Source organism: Kineococcus lubricus, from assembly GCF_050871965.1.
In the GTDB taxonomy this organism is placed as follows: Bacteria; Actinomycetota; Actinomycetes; order Actinomycetales; family Kineococcaceae; genus Kineococcus.
In genome coordinates, this window is sequence record NZ_JBJLSK010000005.1 from 75107 (window position 1) to 93602 (window position 18496).

Genomic DNA, 18496 nt, shown 5'->3' on the forward strand with positions numbered 1-18496 from the left:
AGACCCCCTGCGACGTCCGGACCTGCCGTCCTACCGGCCCAGCTGACGGCGCAACCACGCCGCGCGGGCAGCGACGGCGTCCCTCGAGATCGCCGCGGACGGTGCGACGACGTCGAAGCCGTGGGAACCGCCGGGCCAGACGTGCAGCTCCCCGCGGCCACCGGCCTGCCACAGCCGGCTGGCGTGGGCGACGTCCTCGTCCCGGAACGTCTCGGCCGAGCCGACGTCGATGAAGGTCGGTGGCAGGCCGGACAGGTCTTCGGCGCGGGCCGGCGCGGCGCACGGCGACACGTCCGGTCCCCCGCGCACACCCTCGCCGAGGAGGACGTTCCAGCCGGTCTGGTTGGAGCGGTCGTCCCAGGTGCCGAGGCCGCGCACGTGGCGCGCGGAAGGTGAGTCGTCGCGGTCGTCGAGCACGGGGCTAGTTGTCCCGCGATCGCCGGGCCCCACGGTCACGGGCCAGCAGGGCGGTGCCTGCGGCCAGTCCACCGCCGGCGCTCATGCCGGCGACGACGGTGCGCCCGGGGTCGACGCCCAGCTCGCCGGCCTGCTGCGACAGCCGGAGCAGGCCGGCGCAGCTGTCCTCGAGGGGACCCGGGTGAGGGGTTTCGGGCGCGAGCCGGTACTGCACGGAGACCACCGCCACGCCCAGCGGCGCGGCCAGGTCCAGCACCTCCGGCAGGCCGAACCGGTTGTCGCCGACGATCACCCCGCCGCCGTGGATGAAGTAGACCGCCGGGGCCGGCGTGCACGTGGCCCGCGGGAGGCAGAGGAGCAGGGAGACGTCCGGCTCCCCGGTCGGACCGGGCACGGTCCTCTCCTGCGCGCGGTGGACGGTTCGGTGACGTTCCTGGTCACGGGTTCCTCGTCGTCGGTGTGTTCGTGAGATGTTCGGCGGGACTTCCGGGCGGCGTGTTCGGGCGGGGCGGCGACGGTGGTCTCCGCGCCGCCCCGCCGTCGGCTCAGACGGTCGGCTCAGACGGTCGGGACCGTGCCGCCGTCGATGACGTACTCCGCCCCCACGATCGCCGAGGCGCGGTCGGAGACCAGGAACCCGGCCAGGTCGGCGATCTCCTCGGGCTGCGCGAACCGCCCCAGCGGAACTCCGCCGAGGGAGTCGTGGATGCTCTGCTCGGCGGCCTGCCGGGTGAGTCCGTTGCCCTCGGCGATCCGGTCCACGAACCGTTCGTAGGCCTCGGTCTGGATCCCGCCGGGGCTGATCGCGTTGACCCGCACTCCGCGGGGGGCGAGTTCGTTGGCCAGTCCCTTGCTGTAGGTGCGCAGCGCCGCCTTGGCCGCCGCGTACGCCAGCGACGCCTCGTACAGGGGCTGCTCGCGCTGGATCGAGGTGAAGTGCAGCACCACGCCCGACCCGGACTCGATCATCGCCGGGAGGAGAGCCCGGTCCAGGCGCACCGCACCCAGGACGTTCAGGTTCAACTCGGTCAGCCACTGCTCCTCGGTGATGACCGCGAACCCACCCGGGGGTGTCGAGGCGCCCCCGACGACGTGCACGAGCACGTCGAGCGCACCGACCTCCTCGGTGATGCGGTCCGCCACGAGCTGCGACCCCTCGACGGTCGAGGTGTCGGCTGCGATGAACCGGTCGGGGCGGTCGTACCCCTCGGGCACCGTCCGCGCCGTGGTCCACACGTCCGCACCCATCTCCCGCAGGCGGGCCACGACGGCCTTGCCCGCCCCCTTCGAGCCGCCCGTGACGAGCGCGCGGCGACCGTCGAGGCGGTCGCGTTCCTTGCTGGACAACTGTTCCTCTTCCCTCTGGTGATCTGCCGTGCCGTGCCCGGCTCAGGCCTGGTGGTCGGCGATGACGAGTTCGGTGATCAGGCCTCCGCGCAGCGTGAACCGGTGGTCCAGTTCGGCGACGCCGCCGGGGAAGGTGCCCTCCAGGCGCAGGGTCACCACCCAGTGGTCGTCGTCGACGCGGCGGGCGCCGACCTGCTCGGTCGTGTACTCGAACTCGGCCCCGGCCTCGCGCACGAACGCGTGCACCTGCTCGCGGCCCCGGAAGGTCTCGCCCTGGTCGACGACCACGACGTCCTCGGCGAGGAACGCCGAGGACGTGTCGGCGTCGTGGACGGTGCTGGCGGCGAGGAAGTCGCGGACGGTGCCCGGCAGGGCGTCGGAACGGAGGTCGGAACGGGGGTCGGTGTGCGTCATGCCGCCACCGTGCGGCCTCGCGGCGCGGGAGGGTCAAGCGCTGGACCCTCCCCCCGGGGGAGACCCCACACTGGCGGGGTGCTGACCATCGGGGAGTTCTCACGCCTGACCCACCTGAGCGTGCGCACCCTGCGCCGCTACCACGAGGGCGCCCTGCTGGAGCCGGCCGTGGTGGACGGGGACACCGGCTACCGGTACTACTCCGTCGAGCAGATCCCGACCGCCCAGGTCATCACCCGCCTGCGCGAGCTCGACGTCCCCCTGAGCGACGTGCAGCGCATCCTGCGCACGCCGGACCCCGGGCTCCGGTCCGCCCTGGTCGCGGAGCACCTGCAGCGGCTGGAGGAGCAGCTGGACCGCACCCGGGCCGCGGTCACCTCGCTGCGCCGCCTCCTCGCGCCCGATCCCGCGCCGATCGAGGTCGAGCTGCGCGCGGAGCCCGCCCGCACGGTGGCGGCGGTGGAGGCCGTGATCGCCGACCGCGAGGTCGAGGCGTGGTTCGCCGGCGCGATGGCCGAGCTGGAGGCGGCCGTGGGCGACGGGGTGAGCGGACCGCCGGGGGGCACCTACGACAACGCGCTGTTCGAGGAGGGTCGGGGCCGGGTGCTGGTCTACCTGCCGACCCCCTCCCCGCCGCGCACCGGACGGGTGCACGCCGTGACGCTGCCCGCCGCGGAACTCGCGGTGACCACCCACGTCGGCGAGCACGACGGTGTGGAGGTCACCTACGGCGAGCTCGGTACCTGGGTCGTGCAGAACGCGATGTCGGTGGCGGGACCGGTGCGGGAGGTCTACCGCGTCGGGCCCCGGGACGCGAGTGATCCGGCCGCGTGGCGCACCGAGATCGGGTGGCCGGTCTTCCGCGTGACGTGAGGGCGGTGGACGGCGGACCGCCGGATCCCGGCGACGTCCCGCTCGGGGCCGTGCGGCTGTCGGGCCTGCCGCGGGCCGGGGACCTCGTCGAGCCCGGCGCCGGTGCCGTGCTCGTGGTGCCGTGCCCACGGTGCCGCCGGCTGCTCCTACCGGTCCAGGCCGTCGGCGAGCGTCGAGGCGTCCACCAGCGTCAACCGCCGATCCGCGCGGCCCGCCACCCTGATCGGCGTGATGCGCCCCGCGGACGTGCCCACGTCCAGGTGGTGCTCCCAGCCCGAGCCGCCAGGCGGGCGGGGGTCCTCGCGGCCTCAGCGGCCTTCGCGCTCTGCCGGAGGGCAGGCTCCACCACCCGGCGTCACCGGTGCACCCGCCCGCTCAGGTGGTGGAGGTGCTCCGGGTGATGGCCTCGACGCCGGTGTAGTCCGCCACGGGGGCCTGTCCGGTGGTGGCGTACTCCAGCAGCAGCACCCCAGCCGGCGTGACGTCGTGCGCCGTCAGTCGCAGGCCGGTGGCGGCGCCGGGGTGGGTGAGCAGCCGTCGCCCGTCACCGATCACGGTGGGAGCCACGGCGAGGCGCAGGGTGTCCACGAGCCCGGCGCCGAGGAGCGCGGCGGCCAGGCGGGCACTGCCGTGGATCTGCACCTCCCGCCCCGGTCGCGCCCTGAGGGTCTCGACGGCTTCGAGGGGGTCGCCGGACAGGATCGTCGTGGGGTTCCAGGTGCCGTGGGTGAGGGTGTTGCTGACCACGTGCTTCGGCAGCGAGTTCATGCGCGCGGTGAAGGGGTCCGGGTCGGCGATCTGGGGCCAGTCGCGGGCGAAGGCCTCGTAGGTGCGGCGTCCCAGCAGCAGGCCGTCGGCGAGGTCGAGCCAGCGCGAGGCCTGCTGGAGGAAGGCCTCGTCCATGTGCGGCACCAGCCAGCCGCCGCGCGTGAAACCCCCGGTGGGGTCCTCCTGCGCGGAGCCGGGGCCTTGGCTGACCCCGTCGACGGTGACGAACTCGGTGATCACGATCTTCATCGGGTGACCTGCCTCTCGGCCAGTCGGGTGAGGCGTCGGTGACCGAGCCCCAGCCGTCGAGGAAGCCCAGCTCGTGGTGGTGAGCGCGGTCGGCGGGGGTGCCGTGCCGGACGAGGACGAGGTACTCGGTGCCCTCGGGGTGATCGCGCAGAGTGACCTGCGCCGTCATCGGCACCGGTGCCGGCGCGGCGGGGCGCCAGGTGCTGTCGATGGCGTTGGTGAAGACGAGCCTGCTGCCCTCGTCCACGGCGATGAAGACGGCGTCGGTGTGGGGTGTGAAGTCTCGACCGTCCTCGCTCATCGAGGTCACGAACCCTCCGCCGGGCCTCGCGTCGAGCACGTCGACGCGGGTGCGCGTCGGTGCGGGCGTCCACCACTGCGCGAGCAGGGCCGGGTCGGTCCACGCCTCCCAGATGCTCGTGCGCGGTGCCCGGATGAGGCGTTCGAGGGTGAGGTCCAGCTCCGGGTCCACGGTCGGTTCGGGGTTCGAAGTCGGGTCGAGGTCCACGGTCAGGCTCCCTGGTGGTCGGTGAGGAGGGCTTCGAGTCGATCGGTGCGGTCGCGCCAGAGGTCGCGCTGGGCGGCGAGCCAGTCCGCGACGGGCTCGAGTTCCTCGGGTCGCAAGGTGCAGGTGCGCACCCGGCCCGACTTGGTGGTGCGGATCAGTCCACTGGCCTCGAGCACGCGGACGTGCTTCAGGAAGGACGGGAGCGTGATGGCGAAGGGCTCCGCGAGCTCGCTGACGGTGGCAGGACCTCGCCCCAGGCGTTGGATGACAGCGCGCCGCGTCGGGTCCGAGAGGGCGGTGAACACGCCGTCGAGCACCGCATTGTTAGCCATGAATCAAAGTGTGGCCCGGCGAGAACACTTAGCGCAAGGGAAAACCTTCGCACCGTCACGACCGCCCCGGCTCTCGCGGGCACGATCGCCGCTGGAGGGGGGACCACGCTGCGAACGACGTCGTGCTCGAGGGCGTGTACCACCTGGGCTGGAGGGACTTCTCGGACCTCGGTGTTCCGGGAGGGGTCCTGGGCTCGCTCTCGGTGGAGGTGACCGACTCGACTCCGTGATCGGCTGGCACGGGCGCGCACGGCCGCAGCGGCACCGGCGTGCGGCCGTCCCGCCCGCCCGACACGATCGGGACGTGGCGCCCCTCATCACCCCCGACGGCCGGTACCTCGTGGTGCGGGGGCGGCTGTGGCGGTGCTCGGACCCGTCGCTGCCGGAGGAGCGTCGCCAGGAGCTCGTGCGCGAGCTCATGGCGGCGCGGCGGCAGAAGCGGGACGCGGCCGGGGACGCCGAGCGCGAGGAGGCGCGGCAGCGCGTGGACCGGGCCAAGCGGGCGCTGGGGGAGCGCGGCCCGGTGTGGTGGGACGACGGCGCGCCCGACCTGACCCGGCACCTGGCCCGCACCACCGGGTACGCGGACTGGTTCGCCGCGCAGGAATCACCGGCGCAGGAGCCACCGCTGGACGAGTGAGCTGCACTTGACGCAAAGTCTGCACTCAGTGCAATCTGAGGGGGTGACCGAACCCTCCCTGCGCGAACGCCGCCGCGCCCAGACCACGGAGCAGATCGCGGACGCGGCGGTCGACCTGGCGCTGGAGAACGGCTGGGCCGCGGTGACGGTCGACGACATCGCCGCCCGTGCCGGGATCTCCCGCCGCACGTTCTTCAACTACTTCGCCACCAAGGACGAAGCGCTGTTCCACAACGCGATGGCCTGGCGGCCCGAGGTGCTGCAGGAGTTCCACGACTCCCCGCTGCCGCTGGCCGACGCGCTCGAAACCCTCTTCGTCCGGCAGGTCGAGGGCGAGGAGCACGACCGCGACCGCGCGCTGCAGCTCATGGGCCTGGTCGAGACCTCCCCCGAACTGCTGCCCGGCCTCCTCGTGCGGATGGCCGCCGTCGAGGACGCGCTGGCGCGCGCGATCACCGCGCGCGGTGCCGACGAGTTCACCGCCCGCACCGTCGCCGCCGTCGCCGGGGCGCTCGTCCGGGTCAGCGGCAGCAACTGGCTCTCCGGCCTGCAGCCGGACCTCCTGACCTCCACGCGGGCGGCCTGGACCGCCCTGCGCACCCTCCTCGACCACCGGAGCGACGTGTGACCACCACCGCCACCACCCAGGAGAAACCCCGCATCGGGTGGATCTTCACCAGCCTGATGCTCGTCATGCTGCTGGCCTCCCTCGACCAGACGATCGTCGGGACGGCCCTGCCGACCATCGTCGGTGAGCTGAACGGCCTGGAGCACATGAGCTGGACCATCACGGCCTACACGCTCGCGCTGACCGTCGCGATGCCCGTCTACGGGAAGCTGGGCGACCTCGTCGGCCGCAAGAACCTGTTCCTCGTCGCCATCGCGCTGTTCCTCGCCGGGTCGGCGCTGTGCGGGCTGTCGCAGGACATGCTGTGGCTCATCCTGTCCCGCGGCGTCCAGGGCCTCGGCGGCGCCGGCCTGATGATCATGTCGCAGACGATCATCGCCGACGTCGTCCCGGCCAAGGACCGCGCGAAGTACATGGCCCCCATCGGCGCCGTGTTCGGCGTCTCCTCCGTCGCCGGGCCGCTGCTCGGGGGCTGGCTGACGGACTCCGCGCACTGGCGCTGGGTGTTCTGGATCAACCTGCCGCTGGGGATCGTGGCGCTCGTCGTCGCGGCCGTCACCATCAAGCTCCCGGTGCGCAGGAACACCGCGCGGATCGACTACGCCGGCATGGTGCTGCTCGCCCTCGCCATCACCGGTCTCGTCCTGGTCACCAGCTGGGGCGGCAGCCAGTACGACTGGACCTCCGGCACGATCCTCGGCCTCGCCGCCGGGACGCTCGTCGCCGCCGTCGCGTTCGTCCTCGTCGAACGCGCCGTGTCCGAACCGATCCTGCCGATGCGGTTGTTCCGCAACCGCACCTTCGTCGTCACCACGCTGCTCGGCCTCGTCGTCGGCGCCGGGATGATGGGGGCGCTGGCCTACCTGCCGACGTACCTGCAGATGTCCTACGGCGTCGACGCCACCGAGTCCGGCCTGCTGCTCATCCCGATGGTCGTCGCCCTGCTGGTCACCAGCATCGGTTCCGGCGCGGTCGTCACGAGGACCGGGCGCTACAAGTTCCTGCCGATCGTGGGCACCGTCATCGCCGCCGCGGGCATGTACGCCATGTCGACCATGACGCTGGACACCCCGCTGTGGCAGTTGTGCGCCTACGTCGCCCTGCTGGGCGCGGGGCTGGGCCTGTTCATGCAGATCATCGTGCTGGCCGTCCAGAACGCCGTGTCCCCGCAGGAGATCGGGACCGCGACCTCGGCCAACAACCTGTTCCGCGAGTTCGGCGTCACCGTCGGCATCGCGGTCCTGGGGACGCTGTTCTCCAGCCGCCTCACCGAGCGCCTCGGCGGCGCCCTCGGCGGGGACGTCGCCGCCGGCGGCCACGGCGGCGCGAGCTCCCTGACGCCCGCGGCGCTGGAGCAGCTGCCGCCGCAGGTCGCCGACCTCGTCGTGAACGCCTACGCCACGGCGCTGGTCCCGATGTTCGCCTGGATGGTCCCGATGTTCCTCCTCGGCACCGTCATCGCGTTCTTCCTGCCCGAGATCCCGCTGTCCAGCACGACGGCGATGAGCGAGGGCGAGGCCGAGCACGCCGAGCACGCCGAGCACGCCGCGGGCGGCGGGTCCGACGCCGCGATCCCCACCCAGCCCGGGGAACCCACCCCGCTCGTCAAGGAGTGACCCGGCCGCCGGGTCGTCCGTCCCCCCGACGGCCCGGCCCCCGGCGATCAAGGAGAACGCCTGTGCGGAACAGGCGTTCTCCTTGATCGGCGGGGTTTGGAGGTGGGGTGAGGGAAGGCTGAGCCCGCCGCCCGGGTCGCCGTCCTGGGCGTCACCGACGCCGACGCCCTCCTGGCCCTGGGCGGGCAGCCCCTGACGGACACCGGGTCCACGTCCCACCCCGAGACCGGCCTCGGGCCCTGGGCCGCCGGCCGGCCCACCGGCGAACTCGTGGAGCTCGGCCCCGGCACCGGGGCCGGCGTCGAGCGGATCGCCGCGGTCGAACCCGACCTCGTCCTCGCGCTCGTCCCGGAGACCGCCGCCGCGCTCGCCCGAGGAACCTCACACCGCGACCACGTGCACCCGGGGCCCGCACGCCCGGATCCGCTCCAGCTCGTGGTCGGGCGCCCCGGAGTCGGTGACGACGTCGTGGACCCCGGCGAGGTCGGCCACCCGGGCCAGGGTGACCCGTCCGATCTTGGAGGAGTCGGCCACCACCACCGTCCGCTGGGCGTTCCGGACCATCGCCGCGTTCGTCCTCGCCTCGGTCTCGTCGTGGGTGGTGACCCCGCCGGCGGCGCTGAGCCCGTCGGCCCCCAGGAACGCGGTGCCGACGTTGAGGGCCGAGAACGTGTTCTCCGCCAGGACCCCCACGAGCTCGAAGGAGTTCGGGCGCACGACCCCGCCCGTCACCAGGACGCGCAGGTTCGGGCGGGACCCGATCTCCCCGGCCGTCGTCAGCGAGTTCGTGACGATCGTCAGCTCGGTCCGGAACACCAGGGCCCGGGCGACCTCCGCGGCCGTCGTCCCACCCCCGATCGCGACGGCGTACGGCCCCTCGGGCAGGAACGTCGCCGCGCGCCGCGCGATGAGCTGCTTCGTCCGGTGCGAGGTCCCGGCCCGCAGGCGCACGGGGACCTCCACGGCCGAGGGCGCGATCCGGGCGCCGCCGTGGGTCCGGGTCAGCAGGCCCTGGCCCTCCAGGTCGGCCAGGTCGCGGCGGGCCGTGGCGACCGAGACGGCGAGCTCGTCGACGATCCGGTGCAGGCTGACCGTCTCCCCCTCCGAGAGGAGGTCCAGGAGGGCGACCAGCCGGCGCGAACGCTTGCCCGAGCCGGCCCGGGGGAGGGGGAGTGCCGTCGTCACAGGGGATCCGATCAGTAGTTCTGAGCGTTTCGCTCAGATCGTTGCGGACACCGCTCACCCGAATCAACATCGGGCCATGACTCGAGTCACCTTCGTCGGGGCCGGCAGCGTCGTCTTCACCCGGCAGCTCGTCGCCGACCTCCTCGGCTTCGACGACCTCGGCCCGCTGGACCTGACGCTCTTCGACGTCGACGAACGCCGGCTCGCCGTCGCCGAGGGCACCGCCCACCAGGTCGGCGAACGCCTGGGACGGGTCGCGAGCACGGTCACCGCCACCACCGACCGCCGCCGGGCCCTGGCCGACGCGGACTTCGTCGTCGACATGGTCCAGATCGGCGGCATCGACGCCACCCGGCACGACCTGGAGATCCCCGCCCGCTACGGGCTGAAGCAGACCATCGGCGACACCACCGGCGTCGGCGGGGTGTTCCGCGCCCTGCGGACCTTCCCCTTCCTCACCGGGCTCACCGCCGACCTGCGCGAGGTCGCACCGGACGCGGTGTTCCTGAACTACACCAACCCGATGGCCATGAACATCTGGTGGACCAGCGTCGTGGCCCCCGAGCTCACCGCCCTGGGCCTGTGCCACAGCGTCTACTGGACCGCCCACGACCTCGCCGCGCTGCTCGGCCTGGACGTCGAGGACACCCGGTTCCGCGCCGCCGGGGTGAACCACCAGGCCTGGCTGCTGGAGTGGACCCACGGTGGCCGCGACCTCTACCCCCTGCTGCGCGAGCGCATCGCCCGCGACCCCGAGCTCGAACGTCGCGTCCGCGTCGAGATCTTCCGCCGCATCGGCTACTACCCGACCGAGACCAGCGAGCACTCCGCCGAGTACCTGCCCTGGTTCCTGCGCTCGGCCGAGCAGATCGACAGGTTCCGGCTCGAACCGTCGGAGTACCTGCGGATCTCCCAGGAGAACGTCGACGAGTTCCACGCGGCCGAGAAGGCCCTCGCGGCCGGCGACGACCTGCCGCTGGAGCAGGGTGCGACCGAGTACGCGCCGCAGGTCGTCCACTCCCTCGTCACGGGCACCGAGCGCGAGATCCACGCCAACGTCGTGAACCGCGGCCTCATCGACAACCTCCCGGACGGCTGCGTCGTCGAGGTCCCCACCCTGGTGGGGGCCGACGGCATCCGCCCGGTGCCCGTGGGGGCGCTGCCGGTCCAGGCCGCGGCCGTGAACCGGCCCTACGTCTCGGTCGCCGAGCTCACCGTCGAGGCGGCCCGCACCGGTGACCCCCGGCTCCTGCGGCAGGCGGTGCTCGTGGACCCCAACGCCGGCTCCACGCTGACCCCGGAACAGGTCTGGGCGATGTGCAACGACCTCGTGGCCGCCCACGGGGACCTCCTGCCCGAGGCCCTGCGCGAGCCCCTGTCCCCGAACGCGCTCTGACCACCCCACGACCGGAGGAGTTCTGGTGCCCGTACCCCGACGGACCGCCCTGGCCGCCACCGGCCTCCTCGCCCTGTCGCTGGCCACCGGCTGCGGCAAGGAGGAGATCACCGTCCTCGACACCTCCGCCGACGTCCACCTCACGTTCTGGTCCGGCCAGAGCGACGAGGCCGCGGGCTTCCTCCAGGAACTCGTCGACGAGTTCGAGGAACTGCACCCCAACGTCACCATCGAGATGTCCCCCGGGGCGTCCTCCACCGAGGAGCTGCTGCAGAAGCTCGCCGCGTCCTTCGCCGCGGACGACTCCCCGGACATCTCCTACACGTTCGGCTCCTGGGCCAGCCAGCTCGAACGCTCCGGCCGGACCCTCGACATCACCCGCGAGGTCGCCGGGCCCGACGTGGCGTGGGACGAGTTCACCGAGGCCGCCCGCCAGACGGCCCGGCCCACCGGCCGGCGCACCATCGGGGTGCCCGCCGTGGTGGACAACATCGCCCTGTTCTACAACGAGACGGTCTTCGACCGGGCCGGAGTGGACCACCCGACGGACGACTGGACCTGGGAGGACTTCCGGGAGGCGGCGAAGCAGCTGACCGACCCCGCCGCCCACACCTACGGGTACGCCTACTCGGTGTCCGGCAGCGAGGAGACGACCTGGCAGCTGTGGCCGCACCTGTGGCAGAACGGCGGGGCCATCCTGGACCCGTCGGGCACGAGGTCGGCGTTCGCCTCCCCCGAGGGTGTGCGGGCGCTGGAGTTCCTGCGGGCCATGGCCGTGGACGACCGCAGCGTCTACCTCGACCAGACCGACACGAAGTTCGCCCAGCTGTTCGCCAGCGACCGGGTGGCGATGATGACGTCCGGCCCGTGGGAGCTGTCGGCGCTCAAGACGGCGGGCACCTCCTACGGCGTCGTGCAGCTGCCCGGCACCGGCGGGAACCACGAGACGGTCTCCGGTCCGGACCTGTGGACGCTGTTCGACAACGACGACGTCAACCGGGCCCACTGGGCGACGCGGTTCGCGCTGTGGCTGACCTCCGCCGAGCAGGACGCGCGGTTCAACCTCGCCGTCGGGAACCTGCCGCTGCGCTCCAGCGAGGCCACCGGCGAGGCGTTCCTCGCCCAGGCGCGTGAACTGCCCGGACTGGACGTCATGCAGGCCAACGCGGCCAACGCCCGGCAGTCGCGTCCCACCGTCCCCGGCTACAACGGGCTGTCCGAAGCCGTGGGGAACGCGGTCGCGCACGTCCTGCAGGGGCAGGGCGATCCCGAGGACGCCCTCCGGGAAGCCGCCACCGCCGCCGACAAAGCCCTCCGGCAGAGCTAGGAGACCCCGTGACCGTCACCGGAACACGCACCGAGCGGCGACCGGCCGCGATCGATCGCCCACCCCGCCGCCGTCGCGTCACGGGGGAGGCGTGGGCCGGGTGGGGCTTCGTCGCCCCGGCCCTGATCGTCGTCGGCGGGCTCACGATCTTCCCCGGCGTCTGGGCCCTCATCCTCTCCTTCCGCAAGTGGGACGGTTTCAGCCCGCAGGCCGCGGTGGGGACGCAGAACTACCGGGACCTGCTGACCGACGCCGAACTGGGTTCGGCCGTCCTGCACACCGGGCTCTACACCGTCCTGTTCGTCCCGGCCTCGCTGCTGCTGGGCGTCGGCCTGGCCGTCGCGCTCAACCGGCGCATCCGGTTCGTCGGGCTCTACCGCACCGCCGTCTTCGTGCCGTTCGTCGCCTCGGCCGCCGCCACCGGCATCCTCACCACGTACCTGTTCAGCCCCCAGTTCGGGCTCGTGAACAACGTGCTGCGCGTCCTGCACCTGCCGCAGCAGGGGTGGCTGGAGGACAGCGGCCAGGCCGTGGTGGTCATCACGGTCATGTCGCTGTGGGGCCAGGCGGCCTTCACCACCGTCATCTACCTCGCCGCCCTGCAGGACGTCCCGGCCGAGACGGTCGAAGCCGCGCGCATCGACGGCGCGAGCTCCCCGCAGGTCTTCTGGCGGGTCGTCTGGCCCCAGCTGCGGCCGGTCACCTCGTTCGTGGCCGTCTACCAGACGCTGCAGGCGGTCCAGCTCTTCGACCTCGTCTACGCCACCACCCGCGGCGGTCCGCTCGGCGCGACCGAGACCGTCGTCTACCGGGTGTGGACGACCGCCTTCCAGCACCTGCAGTTCGGGTACGGCTCGGCCATCGCCTACGCCCTGTTCCTCGTGACCCTCGTCGTGACCCTCGCCGTCACCCTCACCCAACGCCGCGCCGGGAGGACCCCGTGAGCACGACCGCACCGCCGCGCCCACGACGCGGACTGCCGTTCAGCCCGTGGCACCTCCTGCTGCTGCCGGTGTCGCTGCTGTTCCTGCTGCCGTTCGTCGAGATGCTCCTCACCTCGCTGACGCCCGCGTCGGACATCAACAGGTTCCCGCCCGCGTTCCTCCCCTCGCACCTGACGCTGAGCGGGTACGAGAAGCTGTTCGAGCAGTCGTCGATCCTGCGCTGGCTGCTCAACACCGCCGTGGTGTCGGCGGCCGCCATCGTCTCCCACCTCGTCCTGTGCTCGCTGGCCGGTTACGGCTTCGCGCGGTTGCGGTTCCCGGGCCGCTCACCGGGGTTCCTCGCCGTCCTGGCCACCATCATGATCCCCTCCCAGCTGCTGATGATCCCGACGTACGTGATGTTCGCCCGGCTCGGCCTGGTGAACAACCTCGGTGCGGCGATCGTGCCCTGGCTCGCCTCGGCGTTCGGGATCTTCCTCATGCGGCAGTTCTTCCTGTCCCTGCCCACCGAGCTGGAGGAAGCCGGCCGCATCGACGGGTGCAGCCGCTGGGGGGTCTTCTTCCGCATCGTGCTGCCGCTGGCCCGGCCGGCGCTGGCGACGCTGGCGATCTTCACGTTGCTGGGTTCCTGGAACGACCTCGTCTGGCCGCTGGTCGCCATCAACGACGAGAGCTCCTTCACGCTGCAACTGGGGCTGACCAACTTCCAGGGCACGCGGCGCACCGACTGGTCGCTGCTCATGGCCGGGAACGTCGTCGCGACCCTGCCCCTCGTGCTGCTCTTCCTCGTCGCGCAGAAGCAGTTCGTCGCGACCATGGCCTCCGCCGGCCTGAAGGGCTGACCGCCCGTGCCCACCCCCACGCCCCGAACCGCAGGAGCACCCGTGCCCCACCCGACCACGTCCCCCGACGCGAGCGCCACCAGCGCGACGCACCGCGAGATCCGGCAGCAGCCGGCCGCCTGGCGCGACCTGCGCGACCTCCTCGCCCGGCAGGGGCCCGCGCTCCAGGGGTTCCTGGCCCCGCTGCTCGCCCGCGAGGACCTGCGCATCGTCCTCACCGGCGCCGGCACCTCCGCGTTCGTCGGCGACATCGCGAGCGAGGCGCTGCGCCGGACGCTGCGCCGCCGCGTCGAGTCCCTCGCCACCACCGACCTCGTCGCCGACCCCCTCGGCGTCCTCGCCGAACCCCTGCCCGTGCTGCTCGTCTCGTTCGGCCGGTCCGGCAACAGCCCGGAGAGCTCCGCGGCGACCCGTCTCGCCGAGCAGGTCGCACCGGAGGTCCACCACCTCGTCATCACCTGCAACGCCGAGGGACGGCTGGCCCGCGAGCACACCACCGCGCCGCGGTCGTTCGTCCTGCTGCTGCCCGAGCAGACCAACGACACCGGTTTCGCCATGACGTCGAGCTTCTCCACGATGCTGCTGGCCGTCCTGCTCGCCTTCGAGCCCGGACGCGCGGCGGCCGTCGACGCCCTCGCGGCGGCCGCGACGTCCCTCCTGGACCGCGCACCGCAGATCGACGCGCTGCTGGACGCCGAACCCCGGCGTGTCGTGTACCTCGGCAGCGGGCCGCTGCGGGGGCTCGCGCAGGAGTCCGCGCTGAAGCTGCTGGAACTGACCGCCGGCCGGATCCCGGCGTTCCACGACAGCCCGCTGGGTTTCCGGCACGGCCCGAAGTCGATCGTCGACGACCGCACGCTCGTCGTCGTCCACGGCTCCCGCGACCCGTACACGGCGCGGTACGACGCCGACATCGTCGCCGAGCTGCGGCAGGAGCACCCCCGCCGCGTCGTCCACCTGGGTGCGGAGGACTTCCCCGTCCCCGGGCTCGACGGCCTCGACGACGGCCTGCGGGCCGTCGCCCTGGCGTCGTTCGCGCAACTGCTCGCCCTCGGCGCGTCGGTGCGCCTGGGCTGCACGCCCGACAACCCCTTCCCCGACGGCTCGGTGAACCGCGTCGTCCAGGGCGTGCGCATCCACGAGCTGCCCCTGCGATGACCTACTACCTGGGCATGGACGGCGGCGGCACGAAGACCGCCTTCGTCCTGGTGGACGCCGACGGCGCGGTCGTCGCGCAGGACCTGCAGCCGTCCTGCTACTACTTCGGGCAGGGCGGGCTCGCCCCGGTGGAACGGGTCGTCGCCGACGGGGTGGCCGCGGTCACGGCCGGGGTCGCCGCCGACGAGATCGGCTTCGCGTTCTTCGCCTTCCCCGGCTACGGCGAGTTCAGCGCGGACGTCCCCGCCCTGGACGCCCTGCCGGAGAAGGTCCTCGGCCACCGGCGGTACGCCTGCGGCAACGACATGGTCAGCGGCTGGGCCGGGTCCCTCGGCGGCCGGGACGGGATCAACGTGGTCGCCGGGACCGGGTCCATCGCCTACGGCGAGCGCGAGGGGGCCGCGCACCGGGCCGGGGGCTGGGGGGAACTGTTCGGCGACGAGGGGTCGGCCCACTGGGTCGCCGTCCGCGGCCTGAGCGCCTTCTCCCGCATGGCCGACGGCCGCGAGCCGAGGACGGCCCTGTACGACGCCGTCCGCGCCGGTCTCGGCATCACCGCCGACCTCGACGCGATCAGCGTCGTCCTGGACCGCTGGCAGGGCCGTCGCGCCGAGGTCGCCTCGCTGGCCCGCACCGTCACCGCCGCCGCGGCGGCCGGTGACCCGACGGCGCTGGGCATCGTCCGGGCCGCCGTGGCGGAACTGCTCCTCCTCGTCGAGACCACGGCCGCCGCCCTCGGGTACCGGGCCGGGCAGGGCGTCCCCGTGTCCTACTCCGGTGGCCTGTTCCAGGCGCCCGTCGTGCGGGAGACGTTCGCGACCGCCCTGGCCGCCAGCCCGCTGCGACCGACGCTGGTGGAACCCCGGTACGACCCCGGGCACGGCAGCGCCCTGTACGCCCTGCGGCGGGGGACGTCGTGATCGTCGTCGTGACCCCGAACCCGGCGGTCGACGTGACGTACCGCGTCGACGAGCAGCGCGTCGGCCGGACGCAGCGGGTCCTCGACGTCGCGCGCCGCCCCGGGGGCAAGGGGGTCAACGTCGCCCGGGTCCTGCACGCCGCGGGGGTGCCGTCCCGGTGCGTGCTGCCGCTGGGGGGAGCCCCCGGGGCGTGGCTCGCCGCGGCGCTGGACGTGCCGGCGACCACGGTCGCGCTGTCCGGCGAGACGAGGACCACGGTCACGGTCGTCGACGACGTCGCCCACCCCACGATGTTCGGCGAACCCGGCCCGCGGGTCACGGCCGCGGAGTGGGACGCGCTGGTCGCGGCCGTCGCCGCGGACGCCGCGGACGCCGACGCCCTCGTCGTGTCCGGGTCCCTGCCGCGGGACGCCGACCCGGCGGGCGTGGGACGGCTGATCGGCGCCGCCACCGGCCTGACGGTCGCCGACGTCTCCGGCCCGGCCCTCCTGGCGGCCGCCGACGCCGGCGCGGACGTCTGCAAACCCAACCGGGAGGAACTCCTCGCGGCCACCGGGGCCGCCGGCGAGGCGGACGGGGCCGCCGACCTGCTCGCCCGCGGCGCCGGGACCGTCGTCGTCTCCCGGGGGGTGGACGGGCTGGCCGCCCACACCCGCGACGCCGTCCTGACCGTGCCCGCGGTCCCCGGGGTGCGCGGCAACGCCACCGGCGCCGGGGACGCCGCCACGGCGGGGCTGGTGCTCGCGCTCACCCGGGGCCTGACCCTGCGGGCCGCGCTGGGCTGCGCCGCGGCCTTCGGCGCGGCCGCCGTCCTGCGCCCCACGGCCGGTGAGGTGGACCACCGCGCCCTCACCGGCTTCCTGACCGACCTCCCCCTCGAACTCCCCCTCGACCCGACCAGGAGCCCGGCATGAGTTCCCCGTTCACGACGCTCCTCGGCGACGCCCGCGACGCCGGCCGCGGGGTCGGCGCGTTCAACGTCGTCCTCCTCGAGCACGCCGAGGCCATCGCCGCCGGCGCCGCCGGCGCGGGACTGCCCGTCGTGCTGCAGATCAGCGAGAACTGCGCCACGTACCACCGGGGACTGGTCCCCATCACCGTCGCCACGCAGGCCGTCGCCCGGGCCGCGGACGTCCAGGTGCTCGTCCACCTCGACCACGTCAAGGACCTCGACCTCGTCGCCACCGGGATCGAGCTCGGCGTCGACTCGATCATGTTCGACGGCTCCGAACTGCCCTACGAGGAGAACCTCGCCGCCACCCGCGACGTGGCGCGGCGCTGCCACGACGCGGGGATCGGGGTCGAGGCCGAACTCGGTGAGGTGGGGGGCAAGGACGGCGTGCACGTCCCGGGGGCCCGCACCGACCCCGGGGACGCGGCCGAGTTCGTCGCGGCGACGGGCGTCGACGCGCTGGCCGTCGCCGTGGGGACCTCGCACGCCATGCGGAGCCGCGTGGCCAGCGCCGACCGCGAGCTGATCCGCGAACTGGCCCGCAGCGTCCCGGTCCCGCTCGTCCTGCACGGTTCCTCGGGGTTGTCCGACGCCGAGCTGCGCGGGGCCGTCGGGGCGGGGATGACGAAGGTCAACGTCGCCACGCACCTCAACGGCCTGTTCACCGGGGCCCTGCGCGAGGTGCTGACCAGCCAGCCCGACCTCACCGACCCCCGCCGGTACGTCAGCGCCGGACGCACCGCCGTCCAGGAGGAGACCGCCCGCCTCCTGCAGGTCCTGGCCGAGGGCGCGTCGTGAGCCCGGGTCTGCCGGTCGCGGTCATCGGGGCGGGGACCCGCGCCGAGCTCGGGACCCACGTCCCGCGGGCGTGGCCGTCGGCGCGCGTCACCGCCGTCGCCGACACGAGCGGGGCGGGCCGCGAGCGCGCCGCGTCCCTCTTCCCCGGGGCCGACGTCTTCGGCGACCACCGCACCCTCCTCGCCGGGTCCGGCGTGCGGGCCGCGCTGGTCACCACCCCCGACGACACCCACGCCGACATCGCCGTCGACCTGCTGCGCGCCGGGGTCGCCGTGTACCTGGAGAAACCCCTCGCGACGACGCTGGCGGACGCCGACCGGGTCCTGACCGCGGCGGCCGCGACCGGGACCCCCCTGTACGTGGGGCACAACCTGCGGCACGCGGCCGTCGTGCGCACCATGAAGGGGGTCGTCGACCGCGGCGAGATCGGCGAGGTCCGCGCGGTCTGGGTGCGGCACTTCGTCGGCCACGGCGGGGACTACTACTTCAAGGACTGGCACGCCGACCGCCGCCGCACGGGAACCCTCCTGCTGCAGAAGGCCAGCCACGACCTCGACGTCGTCCACCACCTCGCCGGGGGGTACACCCGCCGGGTCGTCGGCATGGGCGGCCTGCTGGTGTACGGCGCCGTCACCGACCGCCGCGAACGCCCCGGCGAGACCATGCCGGACTGGTTCTCGATGGACAACTGGCCGCCCGCGGCGCAGACCGGGCTGAACCCCGTCGTCGACGTCGAGGACCTCTCCATGGTGCTCATGGGCCTGGACAACGGGGTGCAGGCCAGCTACCAGCAGTGCCACTTCACCCCCGACTACTGGCGCAACTACACCGTCATCGGGACCGAGGGGCGGCTGGAGAACTTCGGCGACACCGCCGGCGGGGTCGTCCGCGTGTGGGACCGGCGGCACGAGTGGTCCGCCACCGGCGACCGCGAGCACCCGGTCGGGGGCGGCGCCGGCGGCCACGAGGACGCCGACCTGGCGACCCTGGCGGAGTTCTTCGCCCACCTCGTCGAGGGTTCCCCCACCCTGGTGTCCCCGGTGGCGGCCCGTGAAGCGGTCGCCACCGGGGCCCTGGCGGCGCAGTCCCTGCGGTCGGGTTCGGTGCCGCTGACGATCCCGGACCTCCCCGACGACGTGGTCCGGCACTTCACCCGCGCCGCCTAGCGGTGCCGTCCCGCCC

20 protein-coding genes and 1 pseudogene are annotated in these 18496 nt (G+C 73.6%); 13 read left to right on the forward strand and 8 right to left on the reverse strand.

The features are described from left to right. Positions 1-30: 30 nt before the first annotated feature. From ACRYRX_RS05155 to ACRYRX_RS05170, 4 genes are all read right to left on the reverse strand, one after another. Positions 31-417: an alpha/beta hydrolase gene (locus tag ACRYRX_RS05155; protein ID WP_432510753.1), complete on the reverse strand. Its 387-nt coding sequence runs from the start codon at positions 415-417 to the stop codon at positions 31-33. 4 nt (positions 418-421) lie between these two features. Further along, positions 422-811 (reverse strand): alpha/beta hydrolase, encoded by a 390-nt coding sequence (locus ACRYRX_RS05160; protein ID WP_432510754.1) that lies wholly within the window; start codon positions 809-811, stop codon positions 422-424. Positions 812-975: 164 nt separating this feature from the next. Then, entirely contained in the window at positions 976-1764 is a 789-nt protein-coding gene (locus ACRYRX_RS05165) for an SDR family oxidoreductase (protein WP_432510755.1), read from the reverse strand. 42 nt (positions 1765-1806) lie between these two features. Then, a complete protein-coding gene (locus ACRYRX_RS05170; protein WP_432510756.1) occupies positions 1807-2178 on the reverse strand; it encodes a nuclear transport factor 2 family protein in 372 nt (123 codons plus the stop codon). A 78-nt stretch (positions 2179-2256) separates the two neighbouring features. On the opposite strand from ACRYRX_RS05170, the gene ACRYRX_RS05175 reads away from it, so the two are divergent. After that, entirely contained in the window at positions 2257-3051 is a 795-nt protein-coding gene (locus ACRYRX_RS05175; RefSeq protein ID WP_432510757.1) for a MerR family transcriptional regulator, read from the forward strand. A gap of 375 nt (positions 3052-3426) precedes the next feature. Here ACRYRX_RS05175 and ACRYRX_RS05180 read toward each other — a convergent pair whose 3' ends face one another. The 3 genes and pseudogenes from ACRYRX_RS05180 to ACRYRX_RS05190 form a co-directional block, all read right to left on the reverse strand. Beyond that, positions 3427-4068, reverse strand: a complete 642-nt coding sequence (locus tag ACRYRX_RS05180; RefSeq protein WP_432510758.1) for a dihydrofolate reductase family protein — start codon at positions 4066-4068, stop codon at positions 3427-3429. Positions 4069-4099: 31 nt separating this feature from the next. Beyond that, positions 4100-4540, reverse strand: a pseudogene (locus tag ACRYRX_RS05185) (SRPBCC domain-containing protein); the annotation flags it as partial. A gap of 38 nt (positions 4541-4578) precedes the next feature. Beyond that, the gene (locus ACRYRX_RS05190) at positions 4579-4908 is read right to left on the reverse strand and encodes an ArsR/SmtB family transcription factor (RefSeq protein ID WP_432510759.1); all 330 of its coding nucleotides are present in this window, start codon (positions 4906-4908) and stop codon (positions 4579-4581) included. A 304-nt stretch (positions 4909-5212) separates the two neighbouring features. Between ACRYRX_RS05190 and ACRYRX_RS05195 the strand changes: the two genes are divergently transcribed. From ACRYRX_RS05195 to ACRYRX_RS05205, 3 genes are read left to right on the forward strand one after another with little or no spacing between them, the layout of a single operon-like run. Then, positions 5213-5548 carry a hypothetical protein gene (locus ACRYRX_RS05195; protein WP_432510760.1) on the forward strand — a complete coding sequence of 112 codons (336 nt, stop codon included), beginning with the start codon at positions 5213-5215 and terminating at the stop codon, positions 5546-5548. A 43-nt stretch (positions 5549-5591) separates the two neighbouring features. Next, complete coding sequence (locus tag ACRYRX_RS05200) at positions 5592-6176, forward strand: TetR/AcrR family transcriptional regulator (protein WP_432510761.1); 585 nt, start codon at positions 5592-5594, stop codon at positions 6174-6176. Further along, positions 6173-7792 (forward strand): MDR family MFS transporter, encoded by a 1620-nt coding sequence (locus ACRYRX_RS05205; RefSeq protein ID WP_432510762.1) that lies wholly within the window; start codon positions 6173-6175, stop codon positions 7790-7792. The genes ACRYRX_RS05200 and ACRYRX_RS05205 overlap by 4 nt, the downstream gene beginning before the upstream one ends. A gap of 381 nt (positions 7793-8173) precedes the next feature. Here the strand turns inward: ACRYRX_RS05205 and ACRYRX_RS05210 are convergent, their stop codons facing one another. Continuing rightward, positions 8174-8977: a DeoR/GlpR family DNA-binding transcription regulator gene (locus ACRYRX_RS05210; RefSeq protein WP_432510763.1), complete on the reverse strand. Its 804-nt coding sequence runs from the start codon at positions 8975-8977 to the stop codon at positions 8174-8176. Positions 8978-9053: 76 nt separating this feature from the next. Between ACRYRX_RS05210 and melA the strand changes: the two genes are divergently transcribed. From melA to ACRYRX_RS05255, 9 genes are read left to right on the forward strand one after another with little or no spacing between them, the layout of a single operon-like run. Next, positions 9054-10373 carry an alpha-galactosidase gene (gene melA, locus ACRYRX_RS05215; RefSeq protein WP_432510764.1) on the forward strand — a complete coding sequence of 440 codons (1320 nt, stop codon included), beginning with the start codon at positions 9054-9056 and terminating at the stop codon, positions 10371-10373. Positions 10374-10398: 25 nt separating this feature from the next. Further along, positions 10399-11700: an ABC transporter substrate-binding protein gene (locus ACRYRX_RS05220; RefSeq protein WP_432510765.1), complete on the forward strand. Its 1302-nt coding sequence runs from the start codon at positions 10399-10401 to the stop codon at positions 11698-11700. A gap of 8 nt (positions 11701-11708) precedes the next feature. Beyond that, positions 11709-12644, forward strand: coding sequence for a carbohydrate ABC transporter permease (locus tag ACRYRX_RS05225; protein ID WP_432510766.1), 936 nt, complete (start codon positions 11709-11711; stop codon positions 12642-12644). Next, on the forward strand, positions 12641-13486 hold the full coding sequence (locus ACRYRX_RS05230) for a carbohydrate ABC transporter permease (RefSeq protein ID WP_432510767.1): 846 nt from the start codon (positions 12641-12643) through the stop codon (positions 13484-13486). Before ACRYRX_RS05225 ends, ACRYRX_RS05230 begins: the two co-directional genes overlap by 4 nt. A 42-nt stretch (positions 13487-13528) precedes the next feature. Next, entirely contained in the window at positions 13529-14644 is a 1116-nt protein-coding gene (locus tag ACRYRX_RS05235) for an SIS domain-containing protein (RefSeq protein WP_432510768.1), read from the forward strand. Next, complete coding sequence (locus ACRYRX_RS05240) at positions 14641-15564, forward strand: N-acetylglucosamine kinase (RefSeq protein ID WP_432510769.1); 924 nt, start codon at positions 14641-14643, stop codon at positions 15562-15564. Before ACRYRX_RS05235 ends, ACRYRX_RS05240 begins: the two co-directional genes overlap by 4 nt. Continuing rightward, the gene (locus tag ACRYRX_RS05245; RefSeq protein WP_432510770.1) at positions 15561-16478 is read left to right on the forward strand and encodes a 1-phosphofructokinase family hexose kinase; all 918 of its coding nucleotides are present in this window, start codon (positions 15561-15563) and stop codon (positions 16476-16478) included. Before ACRYRX_RS05240 ends, ACRYRX_RS05245 begins: the two co-directional genes overlap by 4 nt. Then, a complete protein-coding gene (locus tag ACRYRX_RS05250) occupies positions 16475-17314 on the forward strand; it encodes a class II fructose-bisphosphate aldolase (protein WP_432510771.1) in 840 nt (279 codons plus the stop codon). Before ACRYRX_RS05245 ends, ACRYRX_RS05250 begins: the two co-directional genes overlap by 4 nt. Then, positions 17311-18480, forward strand: a complete 1170-nt coding sequence (locus ACRYRX_RS05255; protein WP_432510772.1) for a Gfo/Idh/MocA family protein — start codon at positions 17311-17313, stop codon at positions 18478-18480. The genes ACRYRX_RS05250 and ACRYRX_RS05255 overlap by 4 nt, the downstream gene beginning before the upstream one ends. The last annotated feature ends 16 nt before the right edge of the window (positions 18481-18496 follow it).

Bases quoted from the DNA above. Each gene is read 5' to 3' on its own strand.
- ACRYRX_RS05170 (WP_432510756.1), bottom strand. From the start codon at position 2,178: ATGACGCACACCGACCCCCGTTCCGACCTCCGTTCCGACGCCCTGCCG.
- ACRYRX_RS05180 (WP_432510758.1), bottom strand. From the start codon at position 4,068: ATGAAGATCGTGATCACCGAGTTCGTCACCGTCGACGGGGTCAGCCAA.
- ACRYRX_RS05190 (WP_432510759.1), bottom strand. From the start codon at position 4,908: ATGGCTAACAATGCGGTGCTCGACGGCGTGTTCACCGCCCTCTCGGAC.
- melA (WP_432510764.1), top strand. From the start codon at position 9,054: ATGACTCGAGTCACCTTCGTCGGGGCCGGCAGCGTCGTCTTCACCCGG.
- ACRYRX_RS05240 (WP_432510769.1), top strand. From the start codon at position 14,641: ATGACCTACTACCTGGGCATGGACGGCGGCGGCACGAAGACCGCCTTC.
- ACRYRX_RS05250 (WP_432510771.1), top strand. From the start codon at position 16,475: ATGAGTTCCCCGTTCACGACGCTCCTCGGCGACGCCCGCGACGCCGGC.